A 13,463-nucleotide genomic window follows, 5' to 3' on the forward strand; every position below is an offset into this window, starting at 1 on the left:
TGGAATGTGTCGGCAGGATGGTTCGTTCGATTCGGCTGTGACTGCGGCGCCCCAGTTTGAACTACACGTCTCGCGCCCGTACAGTTAATTGGTTGACTGCAGCCGAGTGCTCGGCTGCTCCCATTCCTCGAGGCCCTGTGTCGTACTCCGACGTCCTGGCCGCTGCATCGATCGAAAGACGAACCATGACGAAGCGTACCTTCCAGCCGAACAACCGCCGCCGCGCCAAGGTGCACGGCTTCCGCCTGCGTATGCGCACCCGTGCGGGCCGCGCCATCCTGGCCGCCCGTCGTCGCAAGGGCCGCAGCGAGCTCTCCGCGTAGCAGTCCGCTCGCGGTGCTCGCCAAAGCCAACCGCATCGTCCGGGCGAACGACTACAGGGCGGTGGTGCGGCGCGGGACCAGGTTCCCCGCACCTCACACCCTGACGTACGTGCGCATCACCCCCGGGCAGACGGAACGGCGCTTCGGGTTCATCGTGGGCAAGACTGTCGGCTCGGCGCCGGTCAGGAACACCGTGCGACGCAGATTGAAGGCAGTGGCCTTCGAATTGCTCGCCGAAGCTCCTGCCGGCGCCGATGTCGTGATCAGGGCCCTGCCAGCGTCCGCGCAGGCATCCTGGTCTACTCTCCATCACGAGATCTCCCAAGCCATCCACAGGGCAGGAACCCGATGACCACCGCGCATGCGCCCGGATTCACGCGGCCCGCCGCCGCGTCCGCGATGCACGTCGCCCGCACCCTTCGGCTCCTTCCCCGCAACATCGTCGTTGCGCTTCTGCGCGGCTACCGTGCCGTGATCTCCCCGCTCTACGGCGATGTCTGTCGCTACTACCCGTCGTGCTCGGCGTATGCACTCGGCGCCGTGCAGCAGCACGGCCTCGGGCGCGGGGGCTTCCTCGCTGCGCGTCGTGTGGTGCGCTGCCACCCCTGGGCGGTGGGCGGCGTCGACGATGTTCCCGAATCGCACTCCTCTCACTTCCACGTGAATCGCTACGGCTTCGTCGTCGACGATCACGCGCACCACGGCCAAGGAAAGGGCTGACCCAACCGAGATGAACCTCGAGAATCTGTACCTCACGATCCTCTGGCCGATCCGTTGGCTGGTCGAGGTCGTTCTGGTCTCCTGGCACTGGATCTTCTCCCACCTCGGAATGGACCCGAATGGTGGTCTGACCTGGGTTCTTTCCATCGTCGGCCTCGTCGTGGTCGTTCGTGCCGCACTGATTCCGGTGTTCGTGCGCCAGATCAAGAACCAGCGCAAGATGCTCGAGGTCGCGCCCCAGATCAAGAAGATCCAGGACAAGTACAAGGGCAAGAGAGACCAGCTCTCGCGCGAGGCCATGAGCCGCGAGATGATGGAGTTCTACCGAGAGACGGGCACCAACCCGCTGGCGTCGTGTCTTCCTCTGCTGATCCAGCTGCCGATCTTCGGCGCCCTGTTCGCCGTGCTGAACAACGCCCAGCACGGCAAGGTGGGCGTCGGAATGCTGAACGCATCCCTGTCCAAGTCCTTCGGCTCTGCGTCGCTGTTCGATTTCGCGCCGCTGCACGACAGCTTCCAGAGCGCCATGAACCATGCCGGCGGGCCCGTCGTGCCGGTCATGATCGTCGCCGCGGTGATGGTCGCCCTGATGGTCGCCTCGCAGTTCTACACGCAGCTGCAGATCATGTCGAAGAACATCTCCGACGAGACGAAGAACAGCCCGCAGTTCCGTCAGCAGCGCACGCTGATGTACTTCCTGCCGTTCATCTTCCTGTTCTCGGGCTTCGCGTTCCCGCTCGGCGTCATGTTCTACTGGCTCACCACGAACATCTGGACGATGGTGCAGCAGTTCCTCGTCATCCGCGCGATGCCGACGCCCGGCAGCGAGGCGGCGCGCCTGCGTGAGGAGCGCCTTGCGAAGAAGCGTGAGGCGCTGATTGCGGCCGGCAAGCTGCAGGTCGCCGCGCCCGCGGTCGACGGCGGCGAGGCTGTTGTCACGCGGGTCAATACGCAGCGTCAGCAGCCGGTCAGCAACAAGCGCAAGAAGAAGCGCCGCTAGGCGACGGCGCCCGATACGAAGATGGATGCCATGAGCGACACCACAGCCCCCGAAACCGCAGCCGACGGCGCCGTTGACGAGGGTGACCTCGCGGCCGACTACATCGAGGAGCTCCTCGACATCGCCGACCTCGACGGTGATCTTGAGATCGACGTTCGAAACGGCCGCACGTACCTGACGGTCACTGCCGGGGAGGGTGGCAATCTGGGCCGCCTCTCGCAGCAGGATGTGGTGCGCTCGCTGCAGGAGCTGACTCGTCTCGCCGTGCAGAACCAGACCGGCGAGTTCTCGCGCCTGATTCTCGACATCGGAGGCTCGCGCGATGCACGGCAGCAGGAACTCGCCGCGCTCGTCGACAGTGCCGTGGCGCGCATCGAGGCGGGCGCGGCGAAGGCGGCGCTCCCCCCGATGTCGTCCTACGAGCGCAAGCTCGTGCACGACCTCGTGGCCGAGCGCGGATTCACCTCCGAGTCGCAGGGCGAGGGCGCCGAGCGGCATACGGTGATCTCGCGCGCATAGGGCGGTATTCAGGGGCGCCGGTCGTGAAGCGCGATCGGCGCCCCTTCGCTTTGTTTCACGTGAAACCCACCGCGATCGGCGAAGGAGAGAAGTGCGGATGCCCCCCGAGATGGAACCGGAGCCGGAAGCGGCCGTTGCCCTGTTCGGCGACCGGATCGAGCTCGCGCGCCGGTTCACCGCCGCCCTCGCCCGGCACGGCGAGGAGCGCGGACTGATCGGCCCGCTCGAGCTGCCGCGACTCTGGACGCGGCACATCTTGAACTGCGCCGTCGTGGGTCCCCTCTTGCGCCCGGGCCGAGTCGGCGATGTCGGCAGCGGGGCGGGCCTTCCCGGTCTCGTGCTCGCGATCGCGCGACCTGATGTCTCCTTCACGCTGATCGAGCCGATGGAGCGGCGCGTGACCTGGCTCAACGAGCAGGTGGGCGAGCTGGGTCTCGACAACGTCGAGGTGCTGAGGGCGCGCGCGGAGGAGGCACCGAAGTACTCCTTCGATCAGGTCACTGCTCGCGCGGTGAGCGCGCTGCGCAAACTCGTACCGATCACCGCCCCTCTCCTGCGGCTCGGCGGGGAGCTCGTTCTGCTGAAGGGCGCCGGTGCCCAGGCGGAGATCGAGGCGGCGACGAAGGAACTGCGCAAGAACCGGGTCCACGACATCGAGGTCGTCGTGCTCGGCGAGGGCGTGCTCGCAGAGGTCACCCGGGTGATCCGGGCTACAGTGAACTAGACCTCCTCCCCGCCGCCCGCCGATCCGAGAAGGACCACCGTTTCACGTGAAACCCCCTGAGCAGGACCCCGCGCACGACGCCGGTGCTCCCCCGCTGTTGCGGGAGTTGACCGACATGACGAAGCGGCGCGCCGCAGCGGAGCAGCAGGTCCTCCCCCTTCCCTCGCGCACGCGCATCTTCACGATCTCGAACCAGAAGGGCGGTGTGGGGAAGACGACCACGGTGGTCAACCTCGCCTCCGCCCTCGCGAAGTACGGCGCCCGAGTGCTCGTCATCGATCTCGACCCGCAGGGCAATGCCTCCACGGCGGTCGGGGTCGAGCATCGCGAGGGAACTCCGAGCGTGTACGACGTCGTGGTGGGCGAGACCCCGATGGAGGACGTCGTGCAGTCGAGCCCCGAAGCCGAGGGGCTGTTCTGCGTGCCTGCCACGATCGACCTGGCCGGTGCTGAGATCGAGCTGGTGTCGATGGTCGCTCGTGAGCAGCGTCTCGCCCGGGCACTGCAGGAGTACCTCGAGCGCGTCGACTTCGACTACATCTTCATCGACTGCCCCCCGTCGCTCGGACTGCTCACGATCAACGCATTCGTCGCCGCGAACGAGGTCCTGATACCGATCCAGTGCGAGTACTACGCGCTCGAAGGCCTCAGCCAACTGCTCAAGAACATCAAGCTCATCGAGAAGCACCTGAACCCGAAGCTGAGGCTCTCGACCATCCTGCTCACGATGTATGACTCGCGCACGAACCTCGCCCACCAGGTCGCCGCAGACGTACGCGAGCACTTTCCCAAGGAGACGCTCGCGACGGTCATCCCCCGCTCCGTGCGCATCTCTGAGGCACCGAGTTACGGCCAGAGCGTGATCGCCTACGACTACGGTTCCTCCGGGTCCCTGGCATACCTCGAGGCCGCCGTTGAAATCGCACGAAGAGGAGTACCCCGGTAATGGCGAAGCGCACTGGACTCGGACGCGGAATCGGCGCCCTCATTCCGACGGCGCCCGCCGATTCGGGCGCTCGCCCGGCCGACGTCTTCTTCTCATCCACGGATGCTGTGACGGCGGCTGCACCGCAGGAGGACTCCGACGCACTGGTGGCGGTTCCCGGGGCGCGGCTCGCCAGCCTCTCCCCCGCGGACATCGTGCCCAACGCGAACCAGCCCCGCACCGAGTTCGACCAGGAGCTGCTCGACGAGCTGATCGCGTCGATCCGTGAGGTCGGGGTGCTGCAGCCGGTCGTGGTCCGCCCGATCAAGGGCGAGAGCGGCAAGTACGAGCTGATCATGGGCGAACGCCGCCTGCGCGCGACCAAGGCGCTCGGCCTCGCGACGATCCCGGCTGTCATCAAGGACACGCAGGACGAGCACATGCTGCGCGACGCGCTGCTCGAGAACCTGCATCGGGCCCAGCTGAACCCCCTTGAGGAGGCTTCCGCCTATCAGCAGCTGCTGTCGGACTTCGGCATCACGCAGGAGGAGCTTGCGGGCCGCATCGGCCGGTCCCGGCCGCAGATCTCGAACACGCTGCGCCTGCTCAAGCTGCCGGCGCCGGTGCAGTCGAAGGTCGCCGCCGGCGTGCTCTCTGCAGGGCACGCGCGGGCGATTCTCGCGGCGGGTGAGACCGAGGCGATGGTGCGGCTCGCCGACAAGATCGTCAACGAGGATCTCTCCGTGCGGCAGGCCGAGGCCGTCGTCAGCAAGGCCCCGAAGCCCGAGCGTACGAAGCCCACGGCCGGTCGCCACAAGGGCCACCTCGACGAGGTGGCGGAGCGGCTCGGCGATCGCCTGAACACGCGCGTCAAGATCGCACTCTCGTCCCGCAAGGGTCAGATCACGATCGACTTCGCGACGATCCAGGACCTGAACCGCATCCTGTCCGAGCTTGGCGAGACCGCCTACCCGGCCTGAATCACACGGTTGTGTTTCACGTGAAACGCGATTCCGGCAGGGCGCTCCACCTCGCCCACCGCTCCGATTGGGAGGCGGCGCAGGCGGATGGCCTCTATCGGCTCTCGACGCGCGGCGCGACGTTCGCCGAGGTCGGCTTCGTGCACGCGTCCTACGCCGATCAGCTCGCCCGCGTGGCCGAGTTCGTCCACGCGGGCGACGAGGACGAGCTGTGCGTTCTCGTTCTCGATGTCGACGCGATCCGGGCGGCCGGCGTGCGCGTGGTGGACGAGGACGGCGGCGATGGCGAGCTGTTTCCCCACATCTATGCCCCCTTGCGCACCGAGTGGGTCAGCGACGTGCTCCCCGCCGCCTTCGACCACGAGGGCCGATTCCGCTTCTGAGGCCTCGGCGGGCGTTTCATGTGAAACGCGAGAGGCGAGCTACCCGACCCGGGCGCCAGCTAGCGGCTGAGCAGGGCCGCGTCGAAGTCCTTGATCGCGCGCTCAGCGAGCCCCACATACACCGAGCCGAGGTCGAAGCCGGCGGCCTGGATCGCAAGCGGCACAAGCGAGGTCTCGGTCAGCCCGGGAAGCACGTTCGCTTCGAGGAACCAGGGGGTTCCCTCGGCATCGACGATCAGGTCGACGCGTGAGATGTGACGGAGTCCGAGCGCGCGATGCGCCTCGACCGCCGTCTGCGCGGCGCGCTCGGCGACCTCTGGGGCGAGGCGCGCCGGGGTGAAGAAGTGGGTCTCACCCGCGTTGTAGCGCGCCTCGAAGGAGTAGACGCCCTGGTTGGGGGCGATTTCCACCGCGGGCAGTGCCTGGGGACCGTCGCCGAGATCGAGCACCGTGACGGCGATCTCGGTTCCGACGGCCTTGCGCTCGAGCAGCGCCACATCGGCGTAGGTGTACGCCGTCACCATGGCTCGCGGCAGCTCGGCCTCGTCGTCGACGATCGTGACCCCCTGAGCGCTGCCGCCCTGCGACGGCTTGACCACCAGCGGCGCCCCGAGGAAGTCCCTGAGGACACTCAGCACAGCGTTCGCCCCGAGCTCGCGGAACGTCTCGCGCGGCAGGGTGACGGCCTGCGGCGTCGGCACCCCGGCACGGGCCACGACGGTCTTCGCGATCGGCTTCAGCCAGGCGAGTCGGGCGGGCTCGGGCTCTGCGCCGACATACGGAACCCCGGAGGCAGCGAGCAGCGCACGCAGCGCGCCGTTCTCACCGCTCGCGCCGTGCAGCGCCGGCCACACGACATCGGGCCGCGCCGTGCGCAGATAGCCGAGAAGGTCGGCATCGGGCTCGCGCACGGTGACGCGATGGCCGTGCGCCTGCAGACCGTCGGCGACCCGCCGACCGCTGCGAAGTGAGACGTCTCGCTCGTGCGAGATGCCGCCGGCGAGGACCAGCACATTGAGTCGGTCGAAATCGCTCATGATCAGGGAATCCTTGAAACTAGCCTGCGGCGGTTCAGCGCAGGTCGCTGGGCGGGAACGCGCCGCGAGGCATCCGGATAGAACTCAGCTCGCCCGTCCCCGCGAACGTCTCAAGCAGGTCGAGCTCGCCGCCGATGACGTTGGCGAGGCGGCGGATGCCCACCTTGATCTGCTCGGGCGTGGGGTAGCAGAACGACAGGCGGATGTTGTGCCTGCCGTTGCCGTCGGCATAGAACGCGGTGCCGGGGGTGTAGGCGACGAGCTCCTTCACGGCGCGCGGCAGCATGGCCTTCGAATCGAGCGTCTCGGGTAGCGTGAGCCACACGTAGAAGCCGCCGTTCGGGTTGGTCCACGACAGCTCGGGCAGGTGCTCCTGAAGGGCGGAGAGCATCGTCTCCTTCCGCTCGCGGTAGACGCCGCGGAAGGTGTCGATCTGGCCGCGCCAGTCGGCCTGAGAGAGGTACTCGGAGACCACGAGCTGCGTGAACGACGACGGGGACAGCACCGCCGCCTCGTTGGCGAGGATGAGCTTCTCGCGAATCGCGTGCGGGGCGAGCGCCCACCCGAGCCGGAACCCGGGGGCGAGGGTCTTCGAGAAGGTGCCGAGGTAGACGACCCCCTCCTCCTCGATCGAGCGCATGGCGGCGGGCGGGCGGTCGCCGAAGTAGAGCAGACCGTAGGGGTTGTCCTCGAGCACGAGGATGCCCTCGCTCTTGCAGATCTCGAGAATCTCGAGACGACGCTCCCACGTGAGCGTCACACCGGCGGGGTTGTGGAAGGTCGGAATCGTGTAGAGGAACTTGATGCGGCGGCCGGCGGCCTTGAGGCGGGCGATGTGCTCGCGCAGCGCGCCGGGGATGAGGCCGTGCTCGTCCATCGGAACGTGGTCGACATCGGCCTGGTACGAGTTGAAGATCACCATGGCGGTGACGTAGCTGGGCCCCTCGGCGATGACCACGTCGCCCGGGTCGATGAACAGCTTGCTGAACAGCTCGAGCGCGTGCTGGGACCCGGTCGTCACGACGACGTCGTCGGCGGAACCGCGGATGCCCTCGAGCGCCATGACCTCGAGGATCTGCTCGCGCAGCGCGGGGACGCCCTGCCCGGAGCCGTACTGCAGCGCCACGGGGCCCTGATCGGCCATGACCTTGTCCATCGCGCCGGTCACGAGCTCCTGCGGAAGTGCGGAAACGTAGGGCATGCCGCCGGCGAGCGAGACCACCTCGGGCCGCGACGCGACGGCGAAGAGAGCTCGGACCTCGCTGGCTGCCAGACCTGCCGTGCGGCTGGCGTAGGAGTTGTACCAGGGGTCCAGGTTGTTGCCCTGCGCGGGCGAGCTCTCGATCACGTGCGTCCAATCTCGACGGTTGGTCAATCGTAACCAGGCGCGCTGTGCGGAACCGCCGCGCGTGTCGCCACGGACACGGAAAATGGCCCCGTTCCGTGTGGAACGGGGCCATTCATGCCCGATTGGCTCGGTGAGCAGGGGCCCGAAAGCCTCGCTCAGAAGTCCTTACGCGAGGAACTCGGCCAGGTCGTGCTCGAGGGCCGGCTTCGGCTTGGCGCCGATGACGGTCTTCTTGACCTCGCCGCCCTGGTAGACCTTCATCGCCGGGATCGAGGTGATCTGGTACTTCGCGGCGGTCGCCGGGTTCTCGTCGACGTTGAGCTTCACGATCTCGATCTTGTCGGCGTGCTCGGACGCGATCTGGTCGAGGATCGGCGAGACCGCACGACACGGGCCGCACCACTCTGCCCAGAAGTCGACCAGGATGGTCTTGTCGGAGTTCAGGACGTCGGCCTCGAACGAGGCGTCGGTCACAGCCTTAGCAGCGGACATTCTCATATCTCCTTTGGGGTGGTCTTTTCGTGCACACGGCGCCCGCACTAGGCGGACGCGACGCCGCCCGCGGGCTCGAGCACGGCGTCGACGGACTCTGCCGCCTGGTCGAGCTCGGCGAGGTAGTGCTCGGCGTCGAGCGCCGCGACTGTTCCGGACGCGGCGGCCGTGACGGCCTGACGATAGGTCGGGTCGATCACGTCGCCCGCGGCGAACACGCCGGGGACGCTGGTGCGCGACGAGCGCCCGTCGACGGCGATCGTGCCGGCGGCGGTCAGCTCGAGCTGGCCGTGGAACAGGTGCACGCGGGGGTCGTTCCCGATCGCGATGAACAGGCCGTCGAGGGCGAGCTCACTCTCGGTGCCGTCGACCGTGTCGCGCAGGGTGACGCCGGTCACGGCATCCGTGCCCGAAATGCCGACGACCTCTTTATTCCACGCGAACTCGATCTTCTCGTTCGCGAATGCGCGCTCCTGCATGATGCGCGAGGCGCGCAGGGTGTCCTTGCGGTGGATGACCGTCACCTTGTCGGCGAAGCGGGTGAGGAAGGTCGCCTCTTCCATGGCGGAGTCGCCGCCGCCGACGACGGCGATGTTCTTCTGACGGAAGAAGAAGCCGTCGCAGGTGGCGCACCACGAGACGCCGTGGCCGGACAGGCGGTCCTCGTCTTCGAGACCGAGACGGCGATAGGCCGAGCCCGTCGCGACGATGACGCTGCGCGCCTCGTGCGTCTGGCCGGATCCCAGCACGACGCGCTTGGTCTCGCCGAGCAGCTCGACGGCCACCACGTCGTCGTAGACGACCTCTGCGCCGAAGCGCTCGGCCTGCTGCTGCATCTTGATCATGAGGTCGGGACCCATGACCCCCTCGGGGAAGCCGGGGAAGTTCTCGACCTCGGTGGTCTTCGTCAGCTCGCCGCCCGCCTCGACGCTCGAGGCGATGACGAGCGGGTTCAGCTCGGCACGGGCCGCGTAGATCGCGGAGGTGTAACCGGCGGGACCGGACCCGATGATGATGACGTCGCGGACGCCGTTCTCAGTCACTCAGTACTCCCTGACGTTGCGCACCCGCGGAAGACGCAGGCGCTGGAAGGTAGAACACATAGTAGGTGGAGTTATTCCGCTGTCTGTGAACGACCCAGACGGCGCCGGATGCCGGCGATGGCGGTCAGCAGCTCGGGGGTGCGGAACGCGCGCAGCAGTGCGACATACACCGCGAGCATGACGATGGCGACCACCACGCTGGTGATGACGGCGCTGCCGAACGAGGCCGTGATGAACCGCGGCGGCCCGACTTCCACGAACGCGACGAGGACCCCGAAGCCGACGATCGTCGCGACCGCTGCGGCTGCGAAGCCCTGCAGCACGGCGCTGAACACGCGGCCGAACTCGAGGCCGTGGAGGCGGCGGCGCAGCGCCAGCATCGCGAGCGCGGTCTGCACCGTTCCCGCGATCGACACGGTGAGGGCGATCCCGAAGACGCGCGCCTCGAGCGGAAGCGTGAAGCAGACGAAGAGCCCCGCCACCACGATCAGTGACTGCACGAGCGTGTAGAGGAACGGCGAGCGGGTGTCGCCCAGCGAATAGAAGGCGCGGAGGGTGACGAAGCCGATGACGAAGGGCACGAGTCCGACGACGAAGGCCATGAGCACGTAGGCGAACGAGTTGATCGCGCGCAGATCGTTGCTGAAGATGCGGGCGACCGGGATCGCGGTGACGATCAGCACCGCCGCGCACACCGAGACGCTCAGGACGATCGCGCGCACGGACTGCGAGTAGTCGGCCTTGAACGACTCCATGTCGTTGTCGCGTGCGTGCTCGGACATCCGCGTGAAGTAGGCCGTGACGATCGAGACGGCGATGATCGAGTACGGCAGCATGAACAGCAGCCACGTCGTCGTCATCACGGTCACCCCGGCGCGGTGATGGCCGGAAGCCGAGTTCGCGACGACCGTCTCGAACCATCCGGCGACCTGCGTGCACAGGAGCATGGCGAAGGTCCAGCCCGCCGCGGTCCCCACCGAGCGAAGCCCCATCCCCCGCCAGGCGAAGTCGAAGCGGAAGCGCAAGCCCACGCGGCGCCAGAACAGGGTGAGGATGAGCGCCTGCGCGGCGATGCCGAGCGTCGCGCCGCCGGCCACGATGAACACGGCGAGGGGCGACCAATCGGCGACGCCGGGGAGGCCGCCCGGGCCGTAGACGGCGATGAAGACGATCAGCGACGCGATCGAGACCACGTTGTTGAGCACGGGCGCCCAGGTGAAGGGGCCGAACGACTTCCGCGCGTTGAGCACCTCGCCGAGCAGGGTGTAGAGGCCGTAGAAGAAGATCTGCGGCAGCGACCAGTACGCGAACGCGGTCGCGAGCGTCGCCTTCGCACCGTGGATGTTGTAGGCGAAGATCAGCTGCGGCGCGAGCAGAGTCGCGACGACCGTGATCGCGCCGAAGACCAGGATGCCGAGCGTGACCAGCTTGTTGATGTACGCCTGGCCGCCGTCCTTGTGATTCGCTGCGCGCACCAGCTGCGGGATCAGAACGGCGTTGAGCAGCCCCTGGCTGATGATCGCGAAGATCGTGTTCGGAACGTTGTTGGCGGTGCTGAAGGCGTCGGTGACGAATCCGACGGTGCCGAGCGCCTGCACCAGCATCCATTGCCGGCCGAAGCCGAGCACGCGCGAGACCAGCGTGCCGCTCGCGAGCAACGCTGTCGCGCGGCCGAGGCTAGCCACGGGGGGCTCCGCCCGGGGTGTCGCCCGCCTCGGCGGCATCGGACTCGGCGTCGGACTCAGCAGCCGCCCCTGCCTCGGCCTCCGCCTTCTCACGGCGGCGGCGCTGGATCGTGCGGAAGAGCCCGAAGCCGAAGAACCCGGCCACGATGATGCCGAAGATCAAGGCGCCGACGCCCTCCCAATCGGCGTGCACGTCGATCTCGGCGGTGCGCGACTCGCCGATCGCGACGCCCGTGCTGCTGAAGAGCTGCAGCCCGAGATAGACGGTGCCGTTGCTCAGCTGCGATTTGACCGGCACGAGGACCTTCGCGCTGGAGCCCGGCGCGATGGTCTTCGTCGTGTCGGAGTCGACCGTGAGCCGGTACGACGACGGGGTGGCGCGCAGCACCACATCGACGGCGTGATCGAGCTTGTTCGTCACGGTGATGGGGATGAGGGCCTGGCGGGATGCCTGGCGAATGGAGCCGGGCGAGACGATCTGCACCGCGGCGACGGTGGAGTGCATCGAGTCGATCTGCTTCTTGACGGCCGCGGGCCAATTGTCGGAGCCGACCCAGCCGACCGAGAACAGGTCGAGAAGACGCGCACGCACGTCGCCGGTCAGCAGGGCGGGCGTGGTGAGCACGCTCGCAAAGGTGGCGATGTTGTCGCTCGGCGGCGTTCCTCCTGCGCGGTGCTCGCCAGCGAGGTCGAGCAGGTCGCGGGCGCTCTGCAGACGGTCGTTGGTGTTCTGATGGTCGACCAGGGCGAGGCCCTGAGTGGGAGTCGACGACATCGCCTGGTCGAGGGTCGCGGGGTGGCTGAACTCGGAGTCGAAGGCCGACGAGAGCGCGGCGGTCGCGCGCGCGGTGTCCGTCGGCAGGGAGCGCGCGAGCGACGCCAGCACCACGGTGCCGCTCGAGGCGTTCTCGGCTGCGAGTGCCAGCTGTGCGTTCAGGGCCGCCGAAGCGACGTTGGCGTCGGCCGCGTCGGTTGCGGTGGCGGCCGCCTGAAGCGCTGTGCTCAGGGCATCGTCGGTCACCAGAAGGTCGCCGTGATCGGTCGACAGGGCGGCACCGGGCGTCTGGCTGAGCGACGTCGCATTGGTGTTGCTCGAGCTCACGATGGTCGTCGTGAGCTTTGCCGCGCTCAGCTTCTCGACATCGGCAGCCCGCACCGTGCCCGAGGCCGGCCAAGCTATGCCGTCGAGGGAATATGTGAAGCCGACGAGCTCGGCGAGCGACGGCAGACGCGTGCTCGTCGTCGGCGACGAGGTCGGCGTCGGGGTCGGACTCGGGGTCGAGGTGGGCTCGCCCACGGTCAGCGGCGCATTGAAGTCGCCGGGCGACATGGCGTAGCTGAAATCGCTCGGCTGAAGTGGGGCCGACAGCCCGGCTTGCAGCTGGAGCACCGGGTCCGCATCGCCGTACTGCAGGGCGAAGCTCGGATTCCCCAGATCGGCGAGGCTCGTCAGCCACTCGCGCGCGCTCGCGGGAGCGCTCTGCCCCAGCGCGCGGATGGAGACCAGGATCATGGGGTCGATCCCCACCGTCAGCTCGGGGTTCTGCTGCGCGATCGTCAGCTCGCGGGAAAGAACGCCGTCGGAGGCGGTGTAGGTGGCGAGGTCGGTCGACGAGATCAGGCCGGCGCCGGTCGCCGGCACGGTGATCGGCATGATCGCTGCCACGCCGACCCGCGTCGGGGTCGAGTCGGGGACGACCAGGGTGCCGGTGCCGGCGCCGAGCGGACCGTCGGAGGTGGTCACACTCGCGCTCAGCCCGAACACGCCGGGCGCGCTCTGGGGCAGGTTCAGCGTGTCGGCCGGCACGGTCAGGCGAGCGACGACCTGTGAGCCGCCGGCGGGCACCGCAGCGGTGCTCGCCGAGCCGAGGCTGCGCGACGCGCGGCCGCCGGGGCTCTTCGTGAAGTCGCTGAGCGAGGCCGTCGAGGGAATCGCTGAGGTCGTGACGGCTACGGAGACGTGCCCGGCTGGGACGGCCTCGGTGCTGGGGTTGGCGATGACCACCGACACCTGAACATCGGCGCCGTCTCTGACGACGCCGCCGCCCGAGGCGAAGACTTCGACCGTGGGCTTGCCGGCCGGGGCGTCACGGTGCGCGGCGTGCGCCGCGGGCGCCGGCACGGCCACCGAACCCAGCGTGATCGCGCCGATCGCGCCCACGAGCGCAAGAGTGACGCCGAGAAGGCTTCGAGGCGCGCGTCGGCGCACAGCACCCTCCTTCTCTGGCATGCAGGTCAGTTTATGGGCGGCAGAGAAGGCGACCCTGTGACCCGGCCCGAGGCG

At 68.1% G+C, this 13,463-nt stretch carries 15 protein-coding genes; 9 read left to right on the forward strand and 6 right to left on the reverse strand.

What is annotated here, in order from left to right; all coding sequences use genetic code 11:
• Positions 1 to 185: 185 nt before the first annotated feature.
• The 9 genes from rpmH to ABD716_RS08730 all read left to right on the forward strand — a co-directional run bounded on the left by rpmH (position 186) and on the right by ABD716_RS08730 (position 5,574).
• Positions 186 to 323: a 50S ribosomal protein L34 gene (gene rpmH / locus ABD716_RS08690; RefSeq protein ID WP_120789077.1), complete on the forward strand. Its 138-nt coding sequence runs from the start codon at positions 186 to 188 to the stop codon at positions 321 to 323.
• A gap of 13 nt (positions 324 to 336) precedes the next feature.
• Positions 337 to 675, forward strand: a complete 339-nt coding sequence (gene rnpA, locus ABD716_RS08695; protein WP_344775888.1) for a ribonuclease P protein component — start codon at positions 337 to 339, stop codon at positions 673 to 675.
• Between the two features lie 47 nt (positions 676 to 722).
• Positions 723 to 1,043 (forward strand): membrane protein insertion efficiency factor YidD, encoded by a 321-nt coding sequence (gene yidD, locus ABD716_RS08700; protein WP_344776170.1) that lies wholly within the window; start codon positions 723 to 725, stop codon positions 1,041 to 1,043.
• A 10-nt stretch (positions 1,044 to 1,053) separates the two neighbouring features.
• Positions 1,054 to 2,043: a membrane protein insertase YidC gene (gene yidC, locus ABD716_RS08705; protein ID WP_344775890.1), complete on the forward strand. Its 990-nt coding sequence runs from the start codon at positions 1,054 to 1,056 to the stop codon at positions 2,041 to 2,043.
• Between the two features lie 21 nt (positions 2,044 to 2,064).
• Positions 2,065 to 2,562 carry a Jag family protein gene (locus ABD716_RS08710; RefSeq protein ID WP_425553412.1) on the forward strand — a complete coding sequence of 166 codons (498 nt, stop codon included), beginning with the start codon at positions 2,065 to 2,067 and terminating at the stop codon, positions 2,560 to 2,562.
• Positions 2,563 to 2,659: 97 nt separating this feature from the next.
• Positions 2,660 to 3,286: a 16S rRNA (guanine(527)-N(7))-methyltransferase RsmG gene (gene rsmG, locus ABD716_RS08715; RefSeq protein ID WP_344775894.1), complete on the forward strand. Its 627-nt coding sequence runs from the start codon at positions 2,660 to 2,662 to the stop codon at positions 3,284 to 3,286.
• Between the two features lie 115 nt (positions 3,287 to 3,401).
• Positions 3,402 to 4,232 (forward strand): ParA family protein, encoded by an 831-nt coding sequence (locus tag ABD716_RS08720; protein WP_344775896.1) that lies wholly within the window; start codon positions 3,402 to 3,404, stop codon positions 4,230 to 4,232.
• Positions 4,232 to 5,191, forward strand: coding sequence for a ParB/RepB/Spo0J family partition protein (locus ABD716_RS08725; RefSeq protein WP_344775898.1), 960 nt, complete (start codon positions 4,232 to 4,234; stop codon positions 5,189 to 5,191). The genes ABD716_RS08720 and ABD716_RS08725 overlap by 1 nt, the downstream gene beginning before the upstream one ends.
• 20 nt (positions 5,192 to 5,211) lie before the next feature.
• Positions 5,212 to 5,574: a DUF952 domain-containing protein gene (locus tag ABD716_RS08730; RefSeq protein ID WP_344775900.1), complete on the forward strand. Its 363-nt coding sequence runs from the start codon at positions 5,212 to 5,214 to the stop codon at positions 5,572 to 5,574.
• Between the two features lie 59 nt (positions 5,575 to 5,633).
• Here the strand turns inward: ABD716_RS08730 and ABD716_RS08735 are convergent, their stop codons facing one another.
• From ABD716_RS08735 to ABD716_RS08760, 6 genes are all read right to left on the reverse strand, one after another.
• Positions 5,634 to 6,611, reverse strand: a complete 978-nt coding sequence (locus tag ABD716_RS08735) for a D-alanine--D-alanine ligase family protein (protein WP_344775902.1) — start codon at positions 6,609 to 6,611, stop codon at positions 5,634 to 5,636.
• A 34-nt stretch (positions 6,612 to 6,645) separates the two neighbouring features.
• Positions 6,646 to 7,959 carry an aminotransferase-like domain-containing protein gene (locus tag ABD716_RS08740; RefSeq protein ID WP_344775904.1) on the reverse strand — a complete coding sequence of 438 codons (1,314 nt, stop codon included), beginning with the start codon at positions 7,957 to 7,959 and terminating at the stop codon, positions 6,646 to 6,648.
• A gap of 165 nt (positions 7,960 to 8,124) precedes the next feature.
• Entirely contained in the window at positions 8,125 to 8,451 is a 327-nt protein-coding gene (gene trxA, locus ABD716_RS08745) for a thioredoxin (protein ID WP_344775906.1), read from the reverse strand.
• Positions 8,452 to 8,498: 47 nt separating this feature from the next.
• Positions 8,499 to 9,494, reverse strand: a complete 996-nt coding sequence (gene trxB / locus ABD716_RS08750; RefSeq protein ID WP_344775908.1) for a thioredoxin-disulfide reductase — start codon at positions 9,492 to 9,494, stop codon at positions 8,499 to 8,501.
• Between the two features lie 71 nt (positions 9,495 to 9,565).
• A complete protein-coding gene (murJ, locus tag ABD716_RS08755) occupies positions 9,566 to 11,179 on the reverse strand; it encodes a murein biosynthesis integral membrane protein MurJ (protein ID WP_344775910.1) in 1,614 nt (537 codons plus the stop codon).
• Entirely contained in the window at positions 11,172 to 13,409 is a 2,238-nt protein-coding gene (locus ABD716_RS08760) for a DUF6049 family protein (RefSeq protein WP_344775912.1), read from the reverse strand. The genes murJ and ABD716_RS08760 overlap by 8 nt, the downstream gene beginning before the upstream one ends.
• Positions 13,410 to 13,463: the final 54 nt, after the last annotated feature.

Origin of the sequence: Gryllotalpicola kribbensis (assembly GCF_039538245.1) — a bacterium.
GTDB lineage: Bacteria > Actinomycetota > Actinomycetes > Actinomycetales > Microbacteriaceae > Gryllotalpicola > Gryllotalpicola kribbensis.

Excerpts from the sequence above, each read along its gene's own strand:
- rsmG (WP_344775894.1), top strand. The coding sequence starts at position 2,660 with ATGCCCCCCGAGATGGAACCGGAGCCGGAAGCGGCCGTTGCCCTGTTC.
- ABD716_RS08725 (WP_344775898.1), top strand. The coding sequence starts at position 4,232 with ATGGCGAAGCGCACTGGACTCGGACGCGGAATCGGCGCCCTCATTCCG.
- ABD716_RS08735 (WP_344775902.1), bottom strand. The coding sequence starts at position 6,611 with ATGAGCGATTTCGACCGACTCAATGTGCTGGTCCTCGCCGGCGGCATC.
- yidC (WP_344775890.1), top strand. The coding sequence starts at position 1,054 with ATGAACCTCGAGAATCTGTACCTCACGATCCTCTGGCCGATCCGTTGG.
- trxA (WP_344775906.1), bottom strand. The coding sequence starts at position 8,451 with ATGTCCGCTGCTAAGGCTGTGACCGACGCCTCGTTCGAGGCCGACGTC.
- ABD716_RS08710 (WP_425553412.1), top strand. The coding sequence starts at position 2,065 with ATGGATGCCATGAGCGACACCACAGCCCCCGAAACCGCAGCCGACGGC.
- ABD716_RS08720 (WP_344775896.1), top strand. The coding sequence starts at position 3,402 with ATGACGAAGCGGCGCGCCGCAGCGGAGCAGCAGGTCCTCCCCCTTCCC.
- ABD716_RS08760 (WP_344775912.1), bottom strand. The coding sequence starts at position 13,409 with ATGCCAGAGAAGGAGGGTGCTGTGCGCCGACGCGCGCCTCGAAGCCTT.
- rpmH (WP_120789077.1), top strand. The coding sequence starts at position 186 with ATGACGAAGCGTACCTTCCAGCCGAACAACCGCCGCCGCGCCAAGGTG.
- yidD (WP_344776170.1), top strand. The coding sequence starts at position 723 with ATGCACGTCGCCCGCACCCTTCGGCTCCTTCCCCGCAACATCGTCGTT.